This window comes from Cohnella phaseoli (assembly GCF_003386235.1).
GTDB lineage: Bacteria > Bacillota > Bacilli > Paenibacillales > Paenibacillaceae > Cohnella > Cohnella phaseoli.
In genome coordinates, this window is sequence record NZ_QRDZ01000025.1 from 130,620 (window position 1) to 147,279 (window position 16,660).

14 protein-coding genes are annotated in these 16,660 nt (G+C 55.4%); 9 read left to right on the forward strand and 5 right to left on the reverse strand.

The genetic code is table 11. The features are described 5' to 3' along the window. Positions 1 to 98 precede the first annotated feature (98 nt). Positions 99 to 665, forward strand: coding sequence for a PadR family transcriptional regulator (locus DFP98_RS26650; protein WP_116063670.1), 567 nt, complete (start codon positions 99 to 101; stop codon positions 663 to 665). A gap of 70 nt (positions 666 to 735) precedes the next feature. Here DFP98_RS26650 and tatC read toward each other — a convergent pair whose 3' ends face one another. The 3 genes from tatC to DFP98_RS26665 are packed head-to-tail and all read right to left on the reverse strand — an operon-like array spanning position 736 to position 3,012. Next, on the reverse strand, positions 736 to 1,494 hold the full coding sequence (gene tatC, locus DFP98_RS26655) for a twin-arginine translocase subunit TatC (RefSeq protein WP_116063671.1): 759 nt from the start codon (positions 1,492 to 1,494) through the stop codon (positions 736 to 738). A gap of 13 nt (positions 1,495 to 1,507) precedes the next feature. Further along, positions 1,508 to 1,717: a twin-arginine translocase TatA/TatE family subunit gene (tatA, locus tag DFP98_RS26660; protein WP_116063672.1), complete on the reverse strand. Its 210-nt coding sequence runs from the start codon at positions 1,715 to 1,717 to the stop codon at positions 1,508 to 1,510. Positions 1,718 to 1,734: 17 nt separating this feature from the next. Beyond that, a complete protein-coding gene (locus DFP98_RS26665; RefSeq protein ID WP_181917961.1) occupies positions 1,735 to 3,012 on the reverse strand; it encodes a right-handed parallel beta-helix repeat-containing protein in 1,278 nt (425 codons plus the stop codon). A 259-nt stretch (positions 3,013 to 3,271) separates the two neighbouring features. On the opposite strand from DFP98_RS26665, the gene DFP98_RS26670 reads away from it, so the two are divergent. From DFP98_RS26670 to DFP98_RS26700, 7 genes are all read left to right on the forward strand, one after another. Then, positions 3,272 to 4,951: an extracellular solute-binding protein gene (locus tag DFP98_RS26670; RefSeq protein ID WP_116063674.1), complete on the forward strand. Its 1,680-nt coding sequence runs from the start codon at positions 3,272 to 3,274 to the stop codon at positions 4,949 to 4,951. Between the two features lie 102 nt (positions 4,952 to 5,053). After that, complete coding sequence (locus tag DFP98_RS26675) at positions 5,054 to 5,911, forward strand: ABC transporter permease (protein WP_246016766.1); 858 nt, start codon at positions 5,054 to 5,056, stop codon at positions 5,909 to 5,911. A 9-nt stretch (positions 5,912 to 5,920) separates the two neighbouring features. After that, the gene (locus tag DFP98_RS26680; protein WP_116063676.1) at positions 5,921 to 6,796 is read left to right on the forward strand and encodes a carbohydrate ABC transporter permease; all 876 of its coding nucleotides are present in this window, start codon (positions 5,921 to 5,923) and stop codon (positions 6,794 to 6,796) included. Between the two features lie 28 nt (positions 6,797 to 6,824). Further along, complete coding sequence (locus DFP98_RS26685) at positions 6,825 to 7,805, forward strand: DUF4434 domain-containing protein (RefSeq protein ID WP_181917962.1); 981 nt, start codon at positions 6,825 to 6,827, stop codon at positions 7,803 to 7,805. A 45-nt stretch (positions 7,806 to 7,850) separates the two neighbouring features. Beyond that, complete coding sequence (locus DFP98_RS26690) at positions 7,851 to 9,629, forward strand: sensor histidine kinase (protein WP_181917963.1); 1,779 nt, start codon at positions 7,851 to 7,853, stop codon at positions 9,627 to 9,629. Between the two features lie 17 nt (positions 9,630 to 9,646). Further along, positions 9,647 to 11,266, forward strand: a complete 1,620-nt coding sequence (locus DFP98_RS26695; protein WP_181917964.1) for a response regulator transcription factor — start codon at positions 9,647 to 9,649, stop codon at positions 11,264 to 11,266. 21 nt (positions 11,267 to 11,287) lie between these two features. Continuing rightward, entirely contained in the window at positions 11,288 to 14,374 is a 3,087-nt protein-coding gene (locus DFP98_RS26700; protein WP_116063680.1) for an alpha-L-rhamnosidase-related protein, read from the forward strand. A gap of 59 nt (positions 14,375 to 14,433) precedes the next feature. On the opposite strand, the gene DFP98_RS26705 is transcribed toward DFP98_RS26700, so the two are convergent. After that, the gene (locus tag DFP98_RS26705; protein WP_116063681.1) at positions 14,434 to 14,967 is read right to left on the reverse strand and encodes a DoxX family membrane protein; all 534 of its coding nucleotides are present in this window, start codon (positions 14,965 to 14,967) and stop codon (positions 14,434 to 14,436) included. Positions 14,968 to 15,171: 204 nt separating this feature from the next. Here DFP98_RS26705 and DFP98_RS26710 point away from each other — a divergent pair, with 204 nt between their 5' ends. Next, complete coding sequence (locus tag DFP98_RS26710) at positions 15,172 to 16,188, forward strand: YpdA family putative bacillithiol disulfide reductase (RefSeq protein WP_116063682.1); 1,017 nt, start codon at positions 15,172 to 15,174, stop codon at positions 16,186 to 16,188. A 263-nt stretch (positions 16,189 to 16,451) separates the two neighbouring features. On the opposite strand, the gene DFP98_RS26715 is transcribed toward DFP98_RS26710, so the two are convergent. After that, on the reverse strand, positions 16,452 to 16,660 hold a 209-nt coding region (locus DFP98_RS26715; protein ID WP_147310282.1), incomplete at its 5' end, for an IS66 family transposase.

The following is a 16,660-nucleotide window of genomic DNA, read 5'->3' on the forward strand; positions in this document are numbered from 1 at the left end:
GATTATCCTTATGTATTTTTTTACATAATTGCTGGCAAGGAAATAATAATAACGCCAAAATCTCCATCTGTCAAAGTATGTGATCTGGAGGATTCGCCATGAATACATTGGCCTATGGCTTGCTAAGCCTGCTCTCCCATTCTCCCTTGTCGGGATACGATCTGACGCAGAGAATCCAGCCCTTCTGGCCGGCCAAGCATAGTCAAATCTATCCGCTGCTCGCGCGGCTCGAGAAATACGACATGGTTTCCTGCGAATTGATTCAGCAGAGCGACAAGCCGGACAAGAAGGTATACTCCATTCAGGAAAAGGGCCTCGACGCCTTGCGAAAGTGGCTGGCTCTCCCCGCATCCGATCCGGTCATGCGCGACGAACTGATGCTAAAGGCTTTCTGCATTTCCCAAGTAGAGCCGACGGTATCGCGCGATCTGTTCGCGGCCCGGTTGGAGCATTACAAAGCCAAGTCGCAGCGGCTCAACGATAAAATTCAGTCCGTGCGACATATGGCCAATGCGGGAGAAGACGGAATTCCGCCGTATGATTCCCCTTACTTCGGCGCTTACATTCTGCTGAACAAAGGCAAATTGACGTGCCGGACGAACATCGAGTGGTGCGAGTGGGTGCTGTCGATCATTCCGCACGGCTCCGGAAATACCGTCGATTAAACGCCAAGAAGCTCCGCTTCCGCTGCTCGGTTATGAGCGCGGACGGAGCTTTTTGACTTTTTGCACAACCCTACACGGGTTTCATAGCGTCCGCTTCCCAGACGGCGCGCCTCTCTTTCAAACGTTTATGCGCAGCGGCGGACATCAGGATGCTAATCTCGAACAACAGTAGAAACGGCGCCAGAATAAGCAGGTTCGACAGCAGATCGGGCGGAGCAATCAAGGTGGACGCCACTACCAGCAGCATGTAGCAATAACGTCGCCATTTGCGCAGCCGTTGAGGGGTTACAAGCCGAAGCGCAGTCAGAAACGCAACAACGACAGGCAGCTCGAACATGAGCGCGCACGGAATGACGATATTGAACATGAATGTGAAGTATTGAAGGACGCCATACGTCTCTTGAAGCTCCATGCGTTGGTTCAACTGCGTAAGAAATGCGAGCGATAGACGAAACACGACGCTATACGCAAAGCAGGTTCCTACACCCATCAAGGCCGCGGACAGAGGAATGAACTTCAGCGTCGCACTCCGCTCCGTCTCCGTCATTCCCGGCTTCGCAAACTGCCACAACTGATACAGGGCGAACGGCAGCGTCACAGCGATCGCGAACAATAAAGCGAATTGCATATATATCCGAATGCCGTCCCAAGGCGACAGCGCATGCCAGACAAGCTCGTTTGCCGGAGGTCTTGCCTTCAAATAGGCGATGGCGGGGACGGCAAGCGCTAAGCCAACCGCAAGCGCAACGCCCAATACGACGGCTACGCGGATGATCCGCTTGCGCAGCTCCGACAAGTGATCGGTCAGCTTCATATCGGACGTCGGCATCCTCAATCGCCTCCTAGTTCAAGCTTTTCCTTCCTTCGGCCTCCGAGTCGCTCCCGTTGGGCAATTTTCCGGAATCGTCCGCCATCATCTCCTTGGCCCCGTTCTTAAACTCCCTCAACGTCCTTCCGAAAGCCCGACCTAGCTCCGGCAGCTTGCTCGGTCCGAACAACAACAGTCCTACCAACACAATAAGCAGAATACCTACCGTCCCAGGCGCATGCATATTTTTCCTCTCCTTCGCTAGACCATATTGTTGGCGGTAACATTCGCCGTTCCGACAGTGGACAATCCCCCGTCCAAGTTACCTTTGAGAATGTTCGAGGTAATCAGCAGCTCGTTGCTGGAGTCGATACTATGGATACCGTAACGCTGCGTCTTTACACTCTGATTGTCGAAGCAGCGATTGCCGGTGATCGTGATCAGTGAGCTTGAGCCGAGAATGCTGATTCCGTCGTCCTGGCCTGTGGCCGGCGCTTTGCCGTTGTTCTTGCACACGTTGCCGACAATTTGCGAATGGGTGACGCTGGCGTACATAATGCCCGCGGAGTTGTTATCCGAGCACCAGTTACCGTCCGAGATAATCTCTGTTGCGTTGATGATATCGATCCCGTTGCCGTCATTGCCTTCGATCAGATTATTGCTGATGACGATGCCGAATTTACCGTTAACGTAGACACCTCCGGCGGTATTCCCCGGAACAAGTCCATTGTTGCGGATAATATTGTTGGCGATCAGACCGCGGTTTGTATTGTAAATAATGCCGTCCAGATACCCGTCCTCGATCAGGTTGTCCACCACCCAGTTGTTTCCGTCGGCGTATGCTGCATCGTCGTTGCTGAACGAAACGACGGTATTGCCGATCGTTCCCTTCAGATGACATTGCGTTATCGTGGATTCCATGACGTTGGACATGTTCAAGGCGATAACATGGGAGCGCACAACCTTGACCTTCTCGATCCGTATTCGCTTGCACTTCCAGAAAATCACCGTGCTGCCTGTCGTCTGCTGCGGCGCGTTGCCGTCCAGCGTCATATTGGAAACGGTAATATTTTCGGTCAGCGTGCCCAACACTAGCGCGTCGTTCACGCCGCTTTTGAGCTTCAGCACAGTAACGTCCTGCCCGACACCTTTGAGCTCCATGTTGCCGCCTACCTGTACCGTACCGGTTAAATAAGTGCCCGCCGGAAAGCAGACGACTCCCCCTCCGCCTGCCGTGCAAGCGGCAATCGCCGCGGCGATCGCGGCCGTGTCGTCGGTCGTGCCGTCTCCGGCCGCCCCGTAATCGGCGACATTGTATTCGCAGAGTCCGACGTTTGCTGTGGTGGGCTTCTGGTTGCCTTTACCCTTGTCCTCCCCGTTTCCTTTGCCCATCGCATGCGCGACCAGGCCGCCGCTGAACAGCCCTTCCGCCGCAAGCAAAGCGCCGGCTCCTCCCATCGTAGCCAGAAGCTTTCTTCTGCTGATCAACCGATCCGTATCGCCAGGGTTGCCAGAGCTCTGCCGAGAGTTGTTCTCCATAATCTCTCCTCCGTATATGATTGATTCCCGCCCGTTGGAAAGCGGTTTCACAACGAGCATAGTCGATCGGTTCCCAATAAACACCGGTTATTTTTTGCGAAATCTTATACTATTTTAATCAAATTCGAAACGCTTTCATTTTGGGCGAAAATGTAGAAGGAATCATAATTTTTTACCGTTATGTCTTTCGAAAACCCTGCCGTATAATTTCGTTGTAAGCCTTGCCATAACACTTCCCTTACAGAAAGGAACGGGTAGCATGTCTCACAAAAAGCTAATTTCCTCGCTACTGGCGATGACGTTGATCGCGTCCGGTTGCACCGGCGGAAACGAAGAGAGCAACGTCCCATCCAGCAGTTCTCCGTCCGCCAGTCCTCCTTCCGCCTCGGCCACCGCGAGCGAGGAGAGTCAACCGATCGATCCGCTTGCCAAATACGAGACGCCGATCGAAATAACGACGGTGCGGGCCACGAACGACACATTCAAGTTCATCCCCGGCGAATCGTTGGAAAACAACATTATCTACAAACTGTACGAAGAGGACATGGGCATCGTCTGGAAAAACAAATGGTCCGTCAGCGGAGACAACGGCAAATATATCGAAAAGCTGAATCTGTCCATCGCCTCCAACGATCTTCCCGATGTGTTTATGGTGGATGCCGGACAATTAAAGGAACTGGTCGATGGAGACAAGCTGGAGGATATGACGCCGTACTTTGAGCAATATGCTTCCGATCAAGTCAAGGCCGCTTTCGGTTACGCGAACGGACTTGGCCTCCGGATGGGTACTCTCGACGGCAAGCTGTACGGTTTGCCCAATACGCGCGATGCTGCCGGCAACCTCAACCTGTTGTGGGTCCGTCAGGACTGGCTCGACAACCTGGGATTAAAAGCTCCTGCAACGGCGGACGACGTGATCGCAGTAGCGGAAGCCTTCGCTAAACAAGACCCAGACGGCAATCAGAAAGATGACACTTACGGCCTCATGGCGACTTTCCTGATGTTTGACGGTTACGGACTCGGGTCGCTTGACGCGCTCGCCGCCGCTTACGGCGCTTATCCCGGCAAGTGGATCGAGAAAGACGGCAAGCTGGCGTACGGCAGCGTGCAGCCCGAGATGAAGCTTGCGCTCGAAGTGGGACGCAATCTGTATGCCGCAGGCGTGCTGGACAAGGAATTCGCGATTAAAGGAGGAGGAGAGACGACCGCGGACGTCGTCGCCGGAAAGATCGGAATGTATTACGCTCCGTTCTGGACGCCTGCCTGGCCGCTGAATCAACTCAAGGAGAAGGATCCCGACGCGAAATGGACCGCGCTGCTCGCGCCTCCGGGCCCTGCGGGCGAAATGAAGGTTCCTGCCGGCCATTTTACGACGAACTGGACGGTCGTTCGCAAAGGCTTCGAGCATCCTGAAGCATTGGTGAAGGCGATTAACTATTGGTACGATCTGTCCCTTCCGGGCGGTTCCCAACTGGATAAATACGCCGAGCTGCGCAACGGCACGTACAAAGACGTGGACACCGCCAACTATAGTCCGGTCTACTCCGAGCCGCCGAACAAAAACTCCGATTTCGCGATCGTCATCAACAAGGCGCTCGAAACCGGGGATACGTCCAAACTGGATGTAGCGGGCGTGCAAACCTATGACAAGATCAAGGCCGGCGGAATCGACGGTTGGGTGGAAGAGGAAATATGGACGAAGGCGGCGCCGCTCGTTCCGCAGTATAAGGAAATCGTAACCGATGCCTTCTACGGCGCCTCCACCGAGACGATGGGGCTGACCAAAGCGGCTCTCGACAAGCTGACCAACGAAACTTTCACGAAAATCATTATGGGCAATAAGCCGCTCGATGAATTCGACGCTTTCGTCAGCCAATGGAACAAAATCGGAGGCGAGCAAATTACGGCGGAAGTTAACGAGTGGGCCGCATCCAAATGAGCATGAACAACGGATCGGACTGCCTGAAACCGGGCAGTCCGATTGTACGGGAAGGGGATGCGCGAATTGCGAAATTTTCTGCTGAATAAATCTCTGCATCTCATGGTATGGATAGGTATGATTTTCGTCGTCGTCTTCTCCTATGTGCCGATGCTCGGAATCATTATTTCTTTTAAGCAATATAGGCCGGTGCTCGGCTTTATGAAGTCCAAGTGGGTCGGTTGGGACAATTTTTCGCTTATGCTCAAGCTCCCCGACTTCTATCAGGTCGTAACTAACACGCTGGTCATTGCCGGGCTTAAACTGACGATCGGTTTTTTCGTGCCGATCATGTTCGCCCTGCTGCTTAACGAAGTAAGGCTGATGTGGTTCAAGAAGACCGTGCAGACGTTCGTTTATTTGCCTCACTTCATGTCATGGGTCATCCTTGGCGGCATTCTGACCAACATTCTGTCCGTCAACGGCGGCATTGTGAACAACTTGCTGGGATGGTTCGGCATCGACCCGATCATGTTTCTCGGAAGCAACGCCTGGTTCCGACCGGTTCTGATCGTCAGCGACATTTGGAAAGAGTTCGGATTTTCGATGATCGTCTACCTCGCCGCGCTGGCGGGCATCAATCCCGCGCTCTATGAAGCGGCCGTCATCGACGGCGCCAACCGCTGGAAGCAGACGCTGTACGTCACCTTGCCTGGCATCGTCCCGATCATGGCTCTGGTGGCCACGCTCAGCCTCGGCGGCATTCTGAATGCAGGATTCGATCAGGTGTTCAACCTGTACAACCCGATCGTCTATGAGACGGGCGATATTATCGACACTTACGTATACCGGATGGGACTGCAGCAGACGCAATACAGCTTCGCTACCGCCGTTGGCCTCAGCAAGTCGCTGGTTAGTCTGATCCTGATGGCGATCGCTTACCGATTGGCCTACAAATACGCAAACTATCGGATTTTCTAGGAGGCGGCCATGGAGTACACTTCTCCTTTGCGGAAGCTGTTCCTCGGCTTCAATTATATTTTCCTGTTGCTAACGGGCTTGTTATGTCTGCTTCCATTCGTGCATGTGCTTGCGCAATCGTTCAGTTCGGCGGTCAGTATCGCCTCCCGGGAAGTGACCTTCTGGCCGGTCGAATTCACGACGGCTTCCTATAATCTGATTTTTCAGGAATCCAAGCTTCTGACCGCGATGGGCGTATCCGTACAGCGCGTATTGATCGGCGTAGCCGTCAACATGCTGCTGACCGTGCTGCTTGCTTATCCGCTCGCCAAGGAGGATCAACGTTTTCGCGGGAGAACAGTTTATGCCTGGATGCTCATCTTCGCGATGATCTTCAGCGGCGGGTTAATCCCCCTCTATCTGGTCGTCAACAATTTGCAGTTGATGGATACCCTCTGGGCGCTGATTTTACCGGGGGCGGTTCCCATCTACAATGTCGTGCTGCTGCTTAACTTTTTCCGGTCTCTTCCCAAGGAAATCGGGGAATCGGCCTTTATTGACGGAGCCGGGCACTGGCGCACGCTGTTCCGGATTTACGTGCCGCTTAGCATGCCCGCCATTGCCACGCTGACGCTATTCTCTATCGTCGGGCATTGGAATTCTTGGTTTGACGGCATCATTTTCATGAACGATCCCGTCAACTATCCGTTATCCAGCTATTTGCAAACGGTCATTATCCCGATCGATATTACGGCGATCAACAGCATCGAGGATCTCGGTCTGATCTCCGATCGCAGCCTGAAAGATGCGCAGATTATCGTAGGCGCTCTGCCGATTCTGACCATTTATCCGTTTTTGCAGCGCTTTTTCGTCAAAGGCATCATTCTCGGCTCTGTCAAAGAATAACTTTTGTTTGTTAATGGAGGGTATTTCTATGTCTTATCCGATAAGCGGCTCGCTTTATTATATGGATAAATCCTTCGACCGGGAGCGGATCGGCCGGGAGCTGGACGCGCAGCGCGATGCCGGTTTCGATCTCGTATGGGTCAACGGACCATTGTTCCGACTTGCCGACCTGAAGCTGCGAGCGGCAAGCGATGAACAAGCCGCATTCGATCCGATTGCATGTTTGATGGAAGAGGCGCATCACCGCCGAATGACCGTGATGCTGGAGATTATGGCTGGAGAGGATTGGTACGAGCGCTGGGATTTGCCCGCCGATCTGGAAACCAGTTATGAGTTGATATCGCTAATAGGAGAAAGATACGGGCAGCATCCTTCCTTCTTCGGCTACTATTTGGGAAATGAAATCTATATCGTGCACGGGGCGCAGCGCGAATACTGCAAGACGCTGTGGACAAATCTTGCCCGTTGCTGCAAGCAGGCAACCCCCGGCTGCAAGGTTGCGCTCTCCCCTTTTTTTGTCACGGACATCGCGGAGGTTTTAGGCTATACTTATGAGAAACCTGAGGCCTATGCAAATTTCTGGGAGAGCATGCTAACCGGCACGGACATCGATATTCTGATGCTCCAGGATTCCGGGGCGGAGCATGCCTCCTGCTTTCCGTTGGACGACCGCGAGCCCTACTTTGCCGCCGTTGCCCGCGCCTGCTCCGCTGCTGGCGTAGAGCTGTGGGGTAATGTGGAGTTGGCCGAAATAACCGTCTCCAATTATGAGGAATTGAAAGCGTTTCGCTCGGATTTCGGAGTGAACGGAGTCGGCTTTCACGACCCGAGGTGGGTTCAGGTGCCGCTGTCCAAGCTGCGCGATAAGGCAGGGCTGGCGGAGCGTTACTGCAGCCGGCTCGTAAGCTGGGGCTTTCAACAGTTCGTAAGTCCGTTATCCGGCAAATCCGGCGCGGCGGCCTATTACGAACAATTCCAAACATGGAATACCTCGAGAATCGCGAAATAAATCGTCGTGATGGCGAGCCGACCTCTAGAACGGGGATGTGTAGAGATGAACGAGGGAACGACGAAAGGCTTTCGCGGCGTCTACGCCAAGCTGCTGCTCTCTTTCCTGGCGCTTACGATCCCCGTCTATTTGATCGTGCTTTCCTTTCTGAGCTCGGCGATTACGACCGTCAAGGAACGGATTACAAACTCCGTTTTCTCCGAGATCGATCGGCTTCTAACGGGTCTGGAGACGGATCTGGAGCGCGTTAAGCTGTTCCAGCTCATGCTTAAGAACGACGAGAACGTACAGTATCTTGCTACCGCCCAAGGGGTCATTCCCGATTACGATAAAATCTCTCTCTACAAGGAGCTGCAGTCCAAATTCGACTTGATCGTCTCCAACAGCAGCTTTATCGACGATCTGGCGATCGATTTTCCGGACTTCGACTTGCGTCTGTCCTACCTCTCGGGACGAACCTCCATTCCTATGGAAGATTTGAAACAATACGAGAACGAGGACTTCAGCGACGGCTGGTTGAAAATGTCTTATAGCCAGGCGGAGCTGGATCGGCGGCTCAGCGACGTGCTCACCTACAAAATGTATATGAAAACGACTCGCGGCGGCGTTACGAAAATCCACTACGTGCTGCGAATGAACATCGGCCTGGACAAGTTCCGCAAGCTGCTGCAGGATTTCAAAGTCGGACAGTCGGGGAGCGCCCTGATCTACGACCGCAAGCATGGTTTTCTTATCGAGCCGGCGAACCGCGGCGAGCTGTCCCGCCTCGTATCGGCTCGGCTGCAGGAGCAAGACTCTTTCAACAGCTCGGCTGCCGAGGGACAATTCAATCTGCGTTACGATAAACAAAAGACCACCGTTCTGTACCGAACCTCGGAGGCGCTGGACTGGACGGTGGCGGTATTCGTGCCGGAGAAGGAAATCATGGGCGAGGTGCATGGCCGTCAGATGGGACTGATTTTGCTGATCGGGATTACTCTGATCAGCGTGGCCGGGTTTTCCTACGTGATCTACAGGCAAATTCACAAACCGATCCGCGTGTTGTTCAACGCAATGCGCCACGTAGAACGCGACAGATACGATACCCGCATCCCCACTAGACGCAACGATGAATTCGACTATATTTATACCCGCTTCAATCAGATGATCCAACGGATCGAAACGTTGATCCAGCGCGACTATTTGCAGCAAATCCGCATCAAGCAATCGGAGCTCAAACAGCTTCAGACGCAGATTAACCCGCATTTTTTGTACAATTGCTTTTATATCATCTATCGCATGTCTAAAGATCGGGAAAACGAAGCCATAGCCAAAATGTCCGAATACTTGGGCAAATACTATCAATTCATTACCTACAAAAGCGGAATGGACGAGGTGTCGCTTGCCGAAGAGGTCGAACATTCCGTCGCCTATTTGAGCATCCAGCAAATCCGCTTCGAGGATCAGCTTACGTATACCGTCGAGGTTGATCCTGCCTTGGGAGACATTCCCGTCCCAAGACTGATTCTTCAACCGCTCGTGGAAAATGTGATCGTCCATGCGCTGGAAACCCGGCCGGAGAACATCTCGATGACGATTCACGCACAGCGGGTCGAAAATGTTCTGGAACTATCGGTCGAGGACGACGGCCCCGGCGCCGACGAACAAGCGATCCGTAAGCTGCTGCAGGATCTGGAGCTGGAGCACGAGCATCCGGCTTCGAGCTTCGCGCTGTGGAACATTCATTGGAGAATCCGGTATAAGTACGGGCCGGACTACGGCATTGTCATCCGCCATCCCGAATATGGCGGCTTTCACATCACGATTCGGCTCCCAGCCGATTGACCGAGGCGGAGATGGACATGTATGCGCTTATCATCGTCGATGACGAAAGAAGAATCGTGCGCGGGCTGACGCAAGCGCTGCAAAACAGCGGACTCGCTCTTTCCGAGGTGCAAGGCTTCCATTCCGCTCACGAGGTGCTGAAAGCGATGGAGCGGCAGCCGTACGACATTCTGCTGTCGGATATCCGCATGCCGGAGATGGACGGCTTGTCCTTGATCGCCGAAGTCAAGAAGCTTCAGCCGGCTTGCCGAGTCGTCTTCCTGACCGGCTTCGGCCAGTTCGAATATGCGCAGCAGGCCGTTAAGCTCGGCGCGTTCGATTTTCTGCTCAAACCCGTGACAGACGAGCATCTGTTTCACTGCCTGGAAAGGGTAATCTGCAGCCTGGACGAAGAACGCGCGGCGAAGCAGTCGATCGACCGGCTGAAAAGCCGATACGAAGAGACGGTTCCGATGCTAAGAAGCGCCTTCCTGAAGCAGCTCGCCGAGGGCCAGCTCGCTAGATTGCAGCCGGAGGAGCGTCTGGAAAGAAGTCTCTCTCTGAACGTCCCCCTCGACCTGGAGCAAGCGGCGACTTGGCTGCTCGTCCGGGTAGACAATCGGCAGAAAATGTCGGCCGCGTATACCGATCCAGAAATCGACGTTTTGCTGGAAACGGAGCTTGAGAAGGCTCTGGCCCCTGATTTCCGCTATGCCGCGCACTGGGACAGCCACGGCTTTCTCGTATGCGCGACGCAGCCTTCGACGACTGGAGCTTCGCAGGAGGAACGGGGACGGTTAAGGTTGGCAGTGGAGCAGCTGCGGGACCGCCTGTTAACCGACCGCGGCATCGAGCTGTCCGTGCTGCTCTCGCGCCGGGCGACGGATTTCTCCGATTGGCCGGAAGCTTATAAGGTCGCCGCTCGGCTGCTTAGACAGCATATCCGTTCCGTAGGCGGCTTTGTGCTGGACGCTGAGACAGAGTCGGAGTCGGCCGGGCGCGAATCTAGCGGCTTCGCGGGGCTGACGGCGGTCAGTTCCTTGGATCTGCTGCTGGAATCGGGCAACGAAACGGAATATTACCGACGCTTGGCGATTGCATTTGACGAAGCGCGCGCATCGCCGGGCATGCCATACCGAGTATTCGCGGAAATCTGTCAAAACATATCGCTTTCCTTAATCAAAACCTTGAACAAGCTGAATTTGACCGATGAGGAACAAAGCAGTCTGGATATAGACGACTGGGCGAACGTTAACCGCATTTCCTCTGTGGAGGAGATGTCCGAACGGTTTGCCGGTGCCTCTGCCAAAGTGTTCGAGCTGTTGAAGCGCAGACGCGACGAAAGCCGGGATGCCGTCAGTCGAGCAAAGTGGCATATCGCTCAAAACCTCGACGGCGATCTGTCCCTGACTCGGCTGTCGGAGGCTTGTCATATGAGCTCGCCCTACTTGTCCCGCATCTTTAAGGAGCAGACGGGAGAAGGCATTAATCATTACATCACGCGGCTGCGCATCGAACGAGCGATGGAGCTTCTACATGATCCGTCCTTGAAAATCGCCGACGTCGCCGTTCGCTCGGGCTATGACAACATTCCGTATTTTACGAAAGTATTTAAGAAGGTCGTCGGCGTCACGCCGCAGGAATACAAAAAAATATAAGACTTGCAGGAGGCGCTCCTCATGAACAATGCGCGGACAGCCGATGTCGATCTCGCCGGAACCCGGTGGATCGCCTGCTTCGACGACAACGCGGAACACCGCCGCAGCAACGGCTACGTCTGTTTTCGCAAGACGTTCTCTTGCCCGGAGGCGCCGGATGAAGCGTTGCTGCATATTACGGCGGACTACCGCTACACCGTTTGGGTGAACGGGGAATGGATCGGACAAGGACCGGTCCGAGGATGGCCGCAATCCTACTTTTACGACACGTACGAGGTGTCCCGAGTCTTACGACCGGAAGTGAACGCTATTGCCGTTCTGCTGCATACGCTGGAGGTTTCAACGTTTCAATATATCCCCGCGGGCAATCCGGGTTTCGCGGCGCGGCTGAGCGGCGGAGGGATGCAGATGATGTGGTCCGTCGTGACGGATGCCTCTTGGATCTGCTCTCCGCACCCGTCCTTAACGGACAACACGCCGAGAATATCGACGCAGCAGGCTTTCGTGGAACATTTCGATGCGCGTCGGGAACCTGGGGGGTGGAAGCTTCCGGAGTTTTCCGTTGCGCTAGTCGATGATCCCTCGGGGCCGGCGAATGAACCCGCGAACGGCTCCTCGGAATGGCGCTATGCACGCGAGGCGGACGAAATGCCGGTCTTGCAGCCAAGGGACATTCCGCATCTGACCTGCGAGGAAATATATCCGGTCAGCCTTCGCGAGACTTCGGCCGTCCAGCTCCCCCTTCCGGCCTGGAGCATGGACCTGCGAAGACTGCTGTTGCCGGAAGAGGCGTCGCAGGATGCCAATCCCCATCTCGTTCGCGGCATGGTGGCGACAACGGTGAAGGCGGAACGGCCGATGTCGGTTCGTTTCCGCTTCCAGGATAGGACATCCGGCTTGAATACGCGAATGTCGGTCAACGGGGTCTCTTTGATTCCGATCGACGATTCCGGGAGTCATTGGAGCGGACTGTTTCATTACGACGCCAATCTCGGAATCGGGGAGAATCTGCTGCTGTTTCGGTTCGATGGGCTGGCGCACGAGTTTACTTTCCAGGCCGCGGTCGAGATCATCACTAGCGAGATCGCGAAGGGAGCGTCGGAACATTCGGACGCCGTCGAACCGATCCCTTGCCTGCCCGATATCGCAGAAGGCCGCTTTGCTTTCTATAACGCCGGAGGAACCGACGATGAGGACGGGGGGATATGGACCACTATGTCGAGTGCCGTCACCTGGGCCGACTGGCGAACGGCGGCAGACGGACGATGGTCGATCCTTCCGCGCGCCGCAGAGCATGACGGCAATGTCTTTCTAAGCATCCGCCATGCCTGGCCGTCGGCGAGCGTTGATGGAGGCCGTCCAACGGACCCGACAGCGCTTCCGATCACGGCGGCTGATTTCCGCTGCTGCGGCGGGAACGGCGAAGTCGCCTTGATCGACGCCCCGCCCGAGGGAAAAGCATTGCGCCTCGTGTTCGAATTCGAGAAAATGACTGCCGGATTGATCGAATTCGAGCTGTTCGGCCAAGACGGCGCAACGGTCGATTTCTACGGCTTCGAGGCTTACCAAGGGAACGAGCCGGTTCACATGGACTCCATGCACAACACGATGCGCTACGTATGCCGACAGGGCTGGCAATCCTACCGCTCGCTGACGCATCGCAGCTTTCGGTATTTAGCCGTACAGTTTTCCGGCTTTCGCGGGCAGATTCGGCTGAAGTCCATCCGCTGTTTGCTCCGAACGTACCCGGCTCCCGTCATCGGCCATTTTCGCTGCAGCGACGAGCGTTTGAATGTCGTCTACGACATGAGCCGTTGGACCGCACGGCTGTGCAGCGACGACGTCTTTGTCGATTGCCCGACCTACGAGCAAGCCTTCTGGGTCGGCGACGCTTACGTCATGTCGCAGGCGACCTCCTCCCTGTTCGGAGCGGAGCCGCTGATCCAGCGATGTTTGACGCTCGCGGCCCAATCGCTCGACCGCTCTCCGGCGGTCGAATCCCAGGTGCCCAGCGGTTGGAAAAACATTCTGTCCACCTGGAACCTGCTATGGGCGCTTGCCTGTGTCGAGCATGCGGATCGAACCGGAGATATCGCCTTTGCCGAGCTCATCTATCCTGCGCTGCGACAGCAGACGCTCCATTACCGGCAGTTGCTCGACGAGCCGACTGGTCTGGTCCGTTCTCCTTATTGGAACCTGCTCGATTGGGCCGATATCGACGCGCCGGCAGGAGCGATCGTGACGCACGTGAACGCCTGGTACGCGGAATGCTGTCGCAGAATCGGCCTGCTGGCGGCACAGCTCGGACGGAATGAGGACGCCGCGGAATTCGGCTCCCTGTCCGAAGCTTTGAAGGATCGCTTGAACGTCCATCTGTGGGATTCCTCCCGACAGGCTTTCTCGGACTGCCTTCGTGAGGATGGAACATTAAGCGCCTCGGCCAGTGAACAAACCCAGTTGGTCTGCTTGATCAACGATATTCCGAGCAAGGAACGCCGAGCGGCCCTCCTGCGGTTTGTTCGCGGCGAAGCGACGGACACGGTACGGTCCGCTACGCCCTTTATGCGCTACTTTAAGCTTCAAGCGCTGGAGCAAGCCGGCATGATCGACGCTCTGCTGCGGGAAATTCGCGATGTGTGGGGAGCGATGGCCGACAGCGGCAGCACAACGTGCTGGGAGGACATGCCGGGAAGATGGTCCCCCGGCTATCCGACGCGCAGCTACTGTCACGGCTGGAGCGTGGCTCCGGCTTATTTCCTGCCGCGAATCGTCGGGGGCATTGGAGACATCGAAGCCGGGTCGAAAAGCGTCGCGATCTCTCCCAGCTTCGGAGATTTGCGTTGGGCGGACAGTTGCATGATGAGCCCCCATGGTAAAATTGCCGTTGCCTGGGAACGTACGGAACAGGACTTTCTCGCAAGAATTAGTCTGCCCCCCGGAATAACGGGGCGGTTGCGGGTGCCGATGCACAGTTGGAGCGTGAAAGCCTTAATGGTGAACGGACGCAGCGGCGCCGTCGGAACTCACGTGGTCAACGGATTCTGGATAGTTCCGCTTGAGGGCGGAAGCATGTCGGTTGTTCGAGCTTCCGCTTCCGGTCTCCTTTGAAAAACAAAGGCTGCCTCCTCCCTGATGGGACGGGCAGCCTTCGATTCATTTCCAAGCCTTTATACCGTACGAGCATCCGTAGGGGTTCCTCCTTTGCCTCCGGTCAGCTTCTTCCAGCCGATACGAATCCACGGGAGAAGGAAGTAATCGAGTCCGAATTTGCCGGCGTTCGCCCCGCCGATCAGGACCAGAATGCCGAGCAGCGTCAGCCAAGGGTTAGTCGATACCGTTCCGGCAAACAGGAACAGGAAGTTCATCATCAAGCCGAAAAATGCCGCCGCTGCCGTCAATCCTCCGACGATGAGGCCCAGGCCGACGAGGAATTCTCCGACCGGGATCAGGAAGTTGATCAGCTTGACGCTTGGCAAGGCAAAATGCTCCAGAAATCCCGTATAAGTCGGATAGATCGCTTCGTTCGTCGCTTTGTCCATGACCGGACTTTCAATCGCCTTTTTCAGAAAGCCCGACGCGTCGAACCCTTCGCCGGTCAGCTTATGCCAGCCCGCTTCAAGCCATTGCCAGCCCAGGTAAATCCGAAGCAGAGTAAAGGCCGCCGCTGCCCAGACGTTTTCTCTCAGAAATTTGAACACCATTAACGCCATCTCCCATCGTTTTCTCTTCTCCCTACGCCTCCATTATCGCTTTATTTCCCGCCTAAATATGTGAATTAAATCACAAAGTATGGGTGGAGAAATGAACAAATGGTGAAAATGCGAAGCGGATTCGATGCGGTGTTTCGAAGGGAGCCGCTAGACGTGGTACAATGATAGACAAAAGCACCGAATTGGAGATTGGTTATGAGCGCACACGAGAACGTACAGAATGAGAAAGTCCTGATTATCGGAGCCGGCCCATGCGGCTTGTCCGCCGCCCTCGAGCTGCAAGCCGTCGGCATCGAGCCGCTATTAATCGAGAAGCACGCTGTTGTCCATTCCATCTATCAGTATCCGACCTATATGAATTTCTTCAGTACCGCCGAGTTGCTGGAAATCGGAGGCATTCCGTTCACAACCCCCAGCGACAAGCCGTCTCGCCGCGAGGCGCTGCAGTACTACCGGGACGTGGCGCTGCGGCGGAAGCTGCGCATTCGCGCTTACGAGGAAGCGGCTGCGATCCGGCCGCAGCCCGACGGCTCGTTCCTCGTCGAAACCGTCGACCGGTTCGGCGGCAAGCGCGTGTATGCGACTGGCCATGTCGTCGTTGCAACAGGCTATTTCGACCATCCGAACATGCTGGGCATCCCCGGCGAGGAGTTGCCGAAGGTGACCCATTTTTTCGGTGAGGCCCACCCGTATACCGGCATGAAGGTGACGATTATCGGCGGCAACAACTCCGCGGTGGATGCGGCGATGGAGCTGCTAAGGGTAGGAGCGGAAATTACCGTCGTTTATCGGGGAGAAAACTATTCCCCCAGCATCAAGCCTTGGGTTCGGCCGCTGTTCGAAGGCAATGTGAACAAAGGCAGCATCCGGATGCTGTTCTCCTCGCAGGTCGTGCGCATCGATCCGGACAGTGTGACGATTCAGCCGCTAGCGGACGGCGCTGCTCCTTATCGGATCGACAACGACTTCGTATTGGCGCTAACCGGCTTCCGACCGGAGCGGACTCTGCTGACCGATGCGGGAGCGACGGTTAATCCGGAGACGACGGTGCCCTCCTTCGACCCGGAGACGATGGAAACGGATGTGCCGGGGCTCTTCATCGCCGGCGTCATCGCCGCCGGACGGGAAGCGAACGAAATCTTCATCGAGAGCGGACGGCATCACGGCAAGCTGATCGCGCAGCGAATTGTCGCATTGACGGGCCGGGAGTAGATGCATTTCGATCTGTCTGAGCTGATGCCGGGCGGATAGGTACGTGCGAAGGGCTTATTTGATCCGGCAGGGGTGGTTCCGGACGAATAAGTACGCGAGACGGGCTTATTCGCTCTGCCCGAGAGGTTTCCGGACGAATAAGTACGCGAGACGGTCCTATTCACTCTGCCCGGGGTGTTTCCGGACGAATAAGTACGCGGGACGGGCTTATTCGTTCTGCCCGAGAGGTTTCCGGACAAATAGGTACGCGGGACGGTTACTACTTACGTAACCCTAAACCGAAACTGACCGCGAAGAACGGATACGAGGGATTCGTGCAAAGGGAGGGATTGTTTCAGCAGTGTAGAAATAAACCCGCGAATGCGGGCAAATTGCTTTCCGCCAATCGCTGTCCGAAAGCAACCTGAAATCTTTTGTTTCACCTTGGACATACGAATGTCTCTTTCGGCCAAATTGTTATCAAATGGTATTC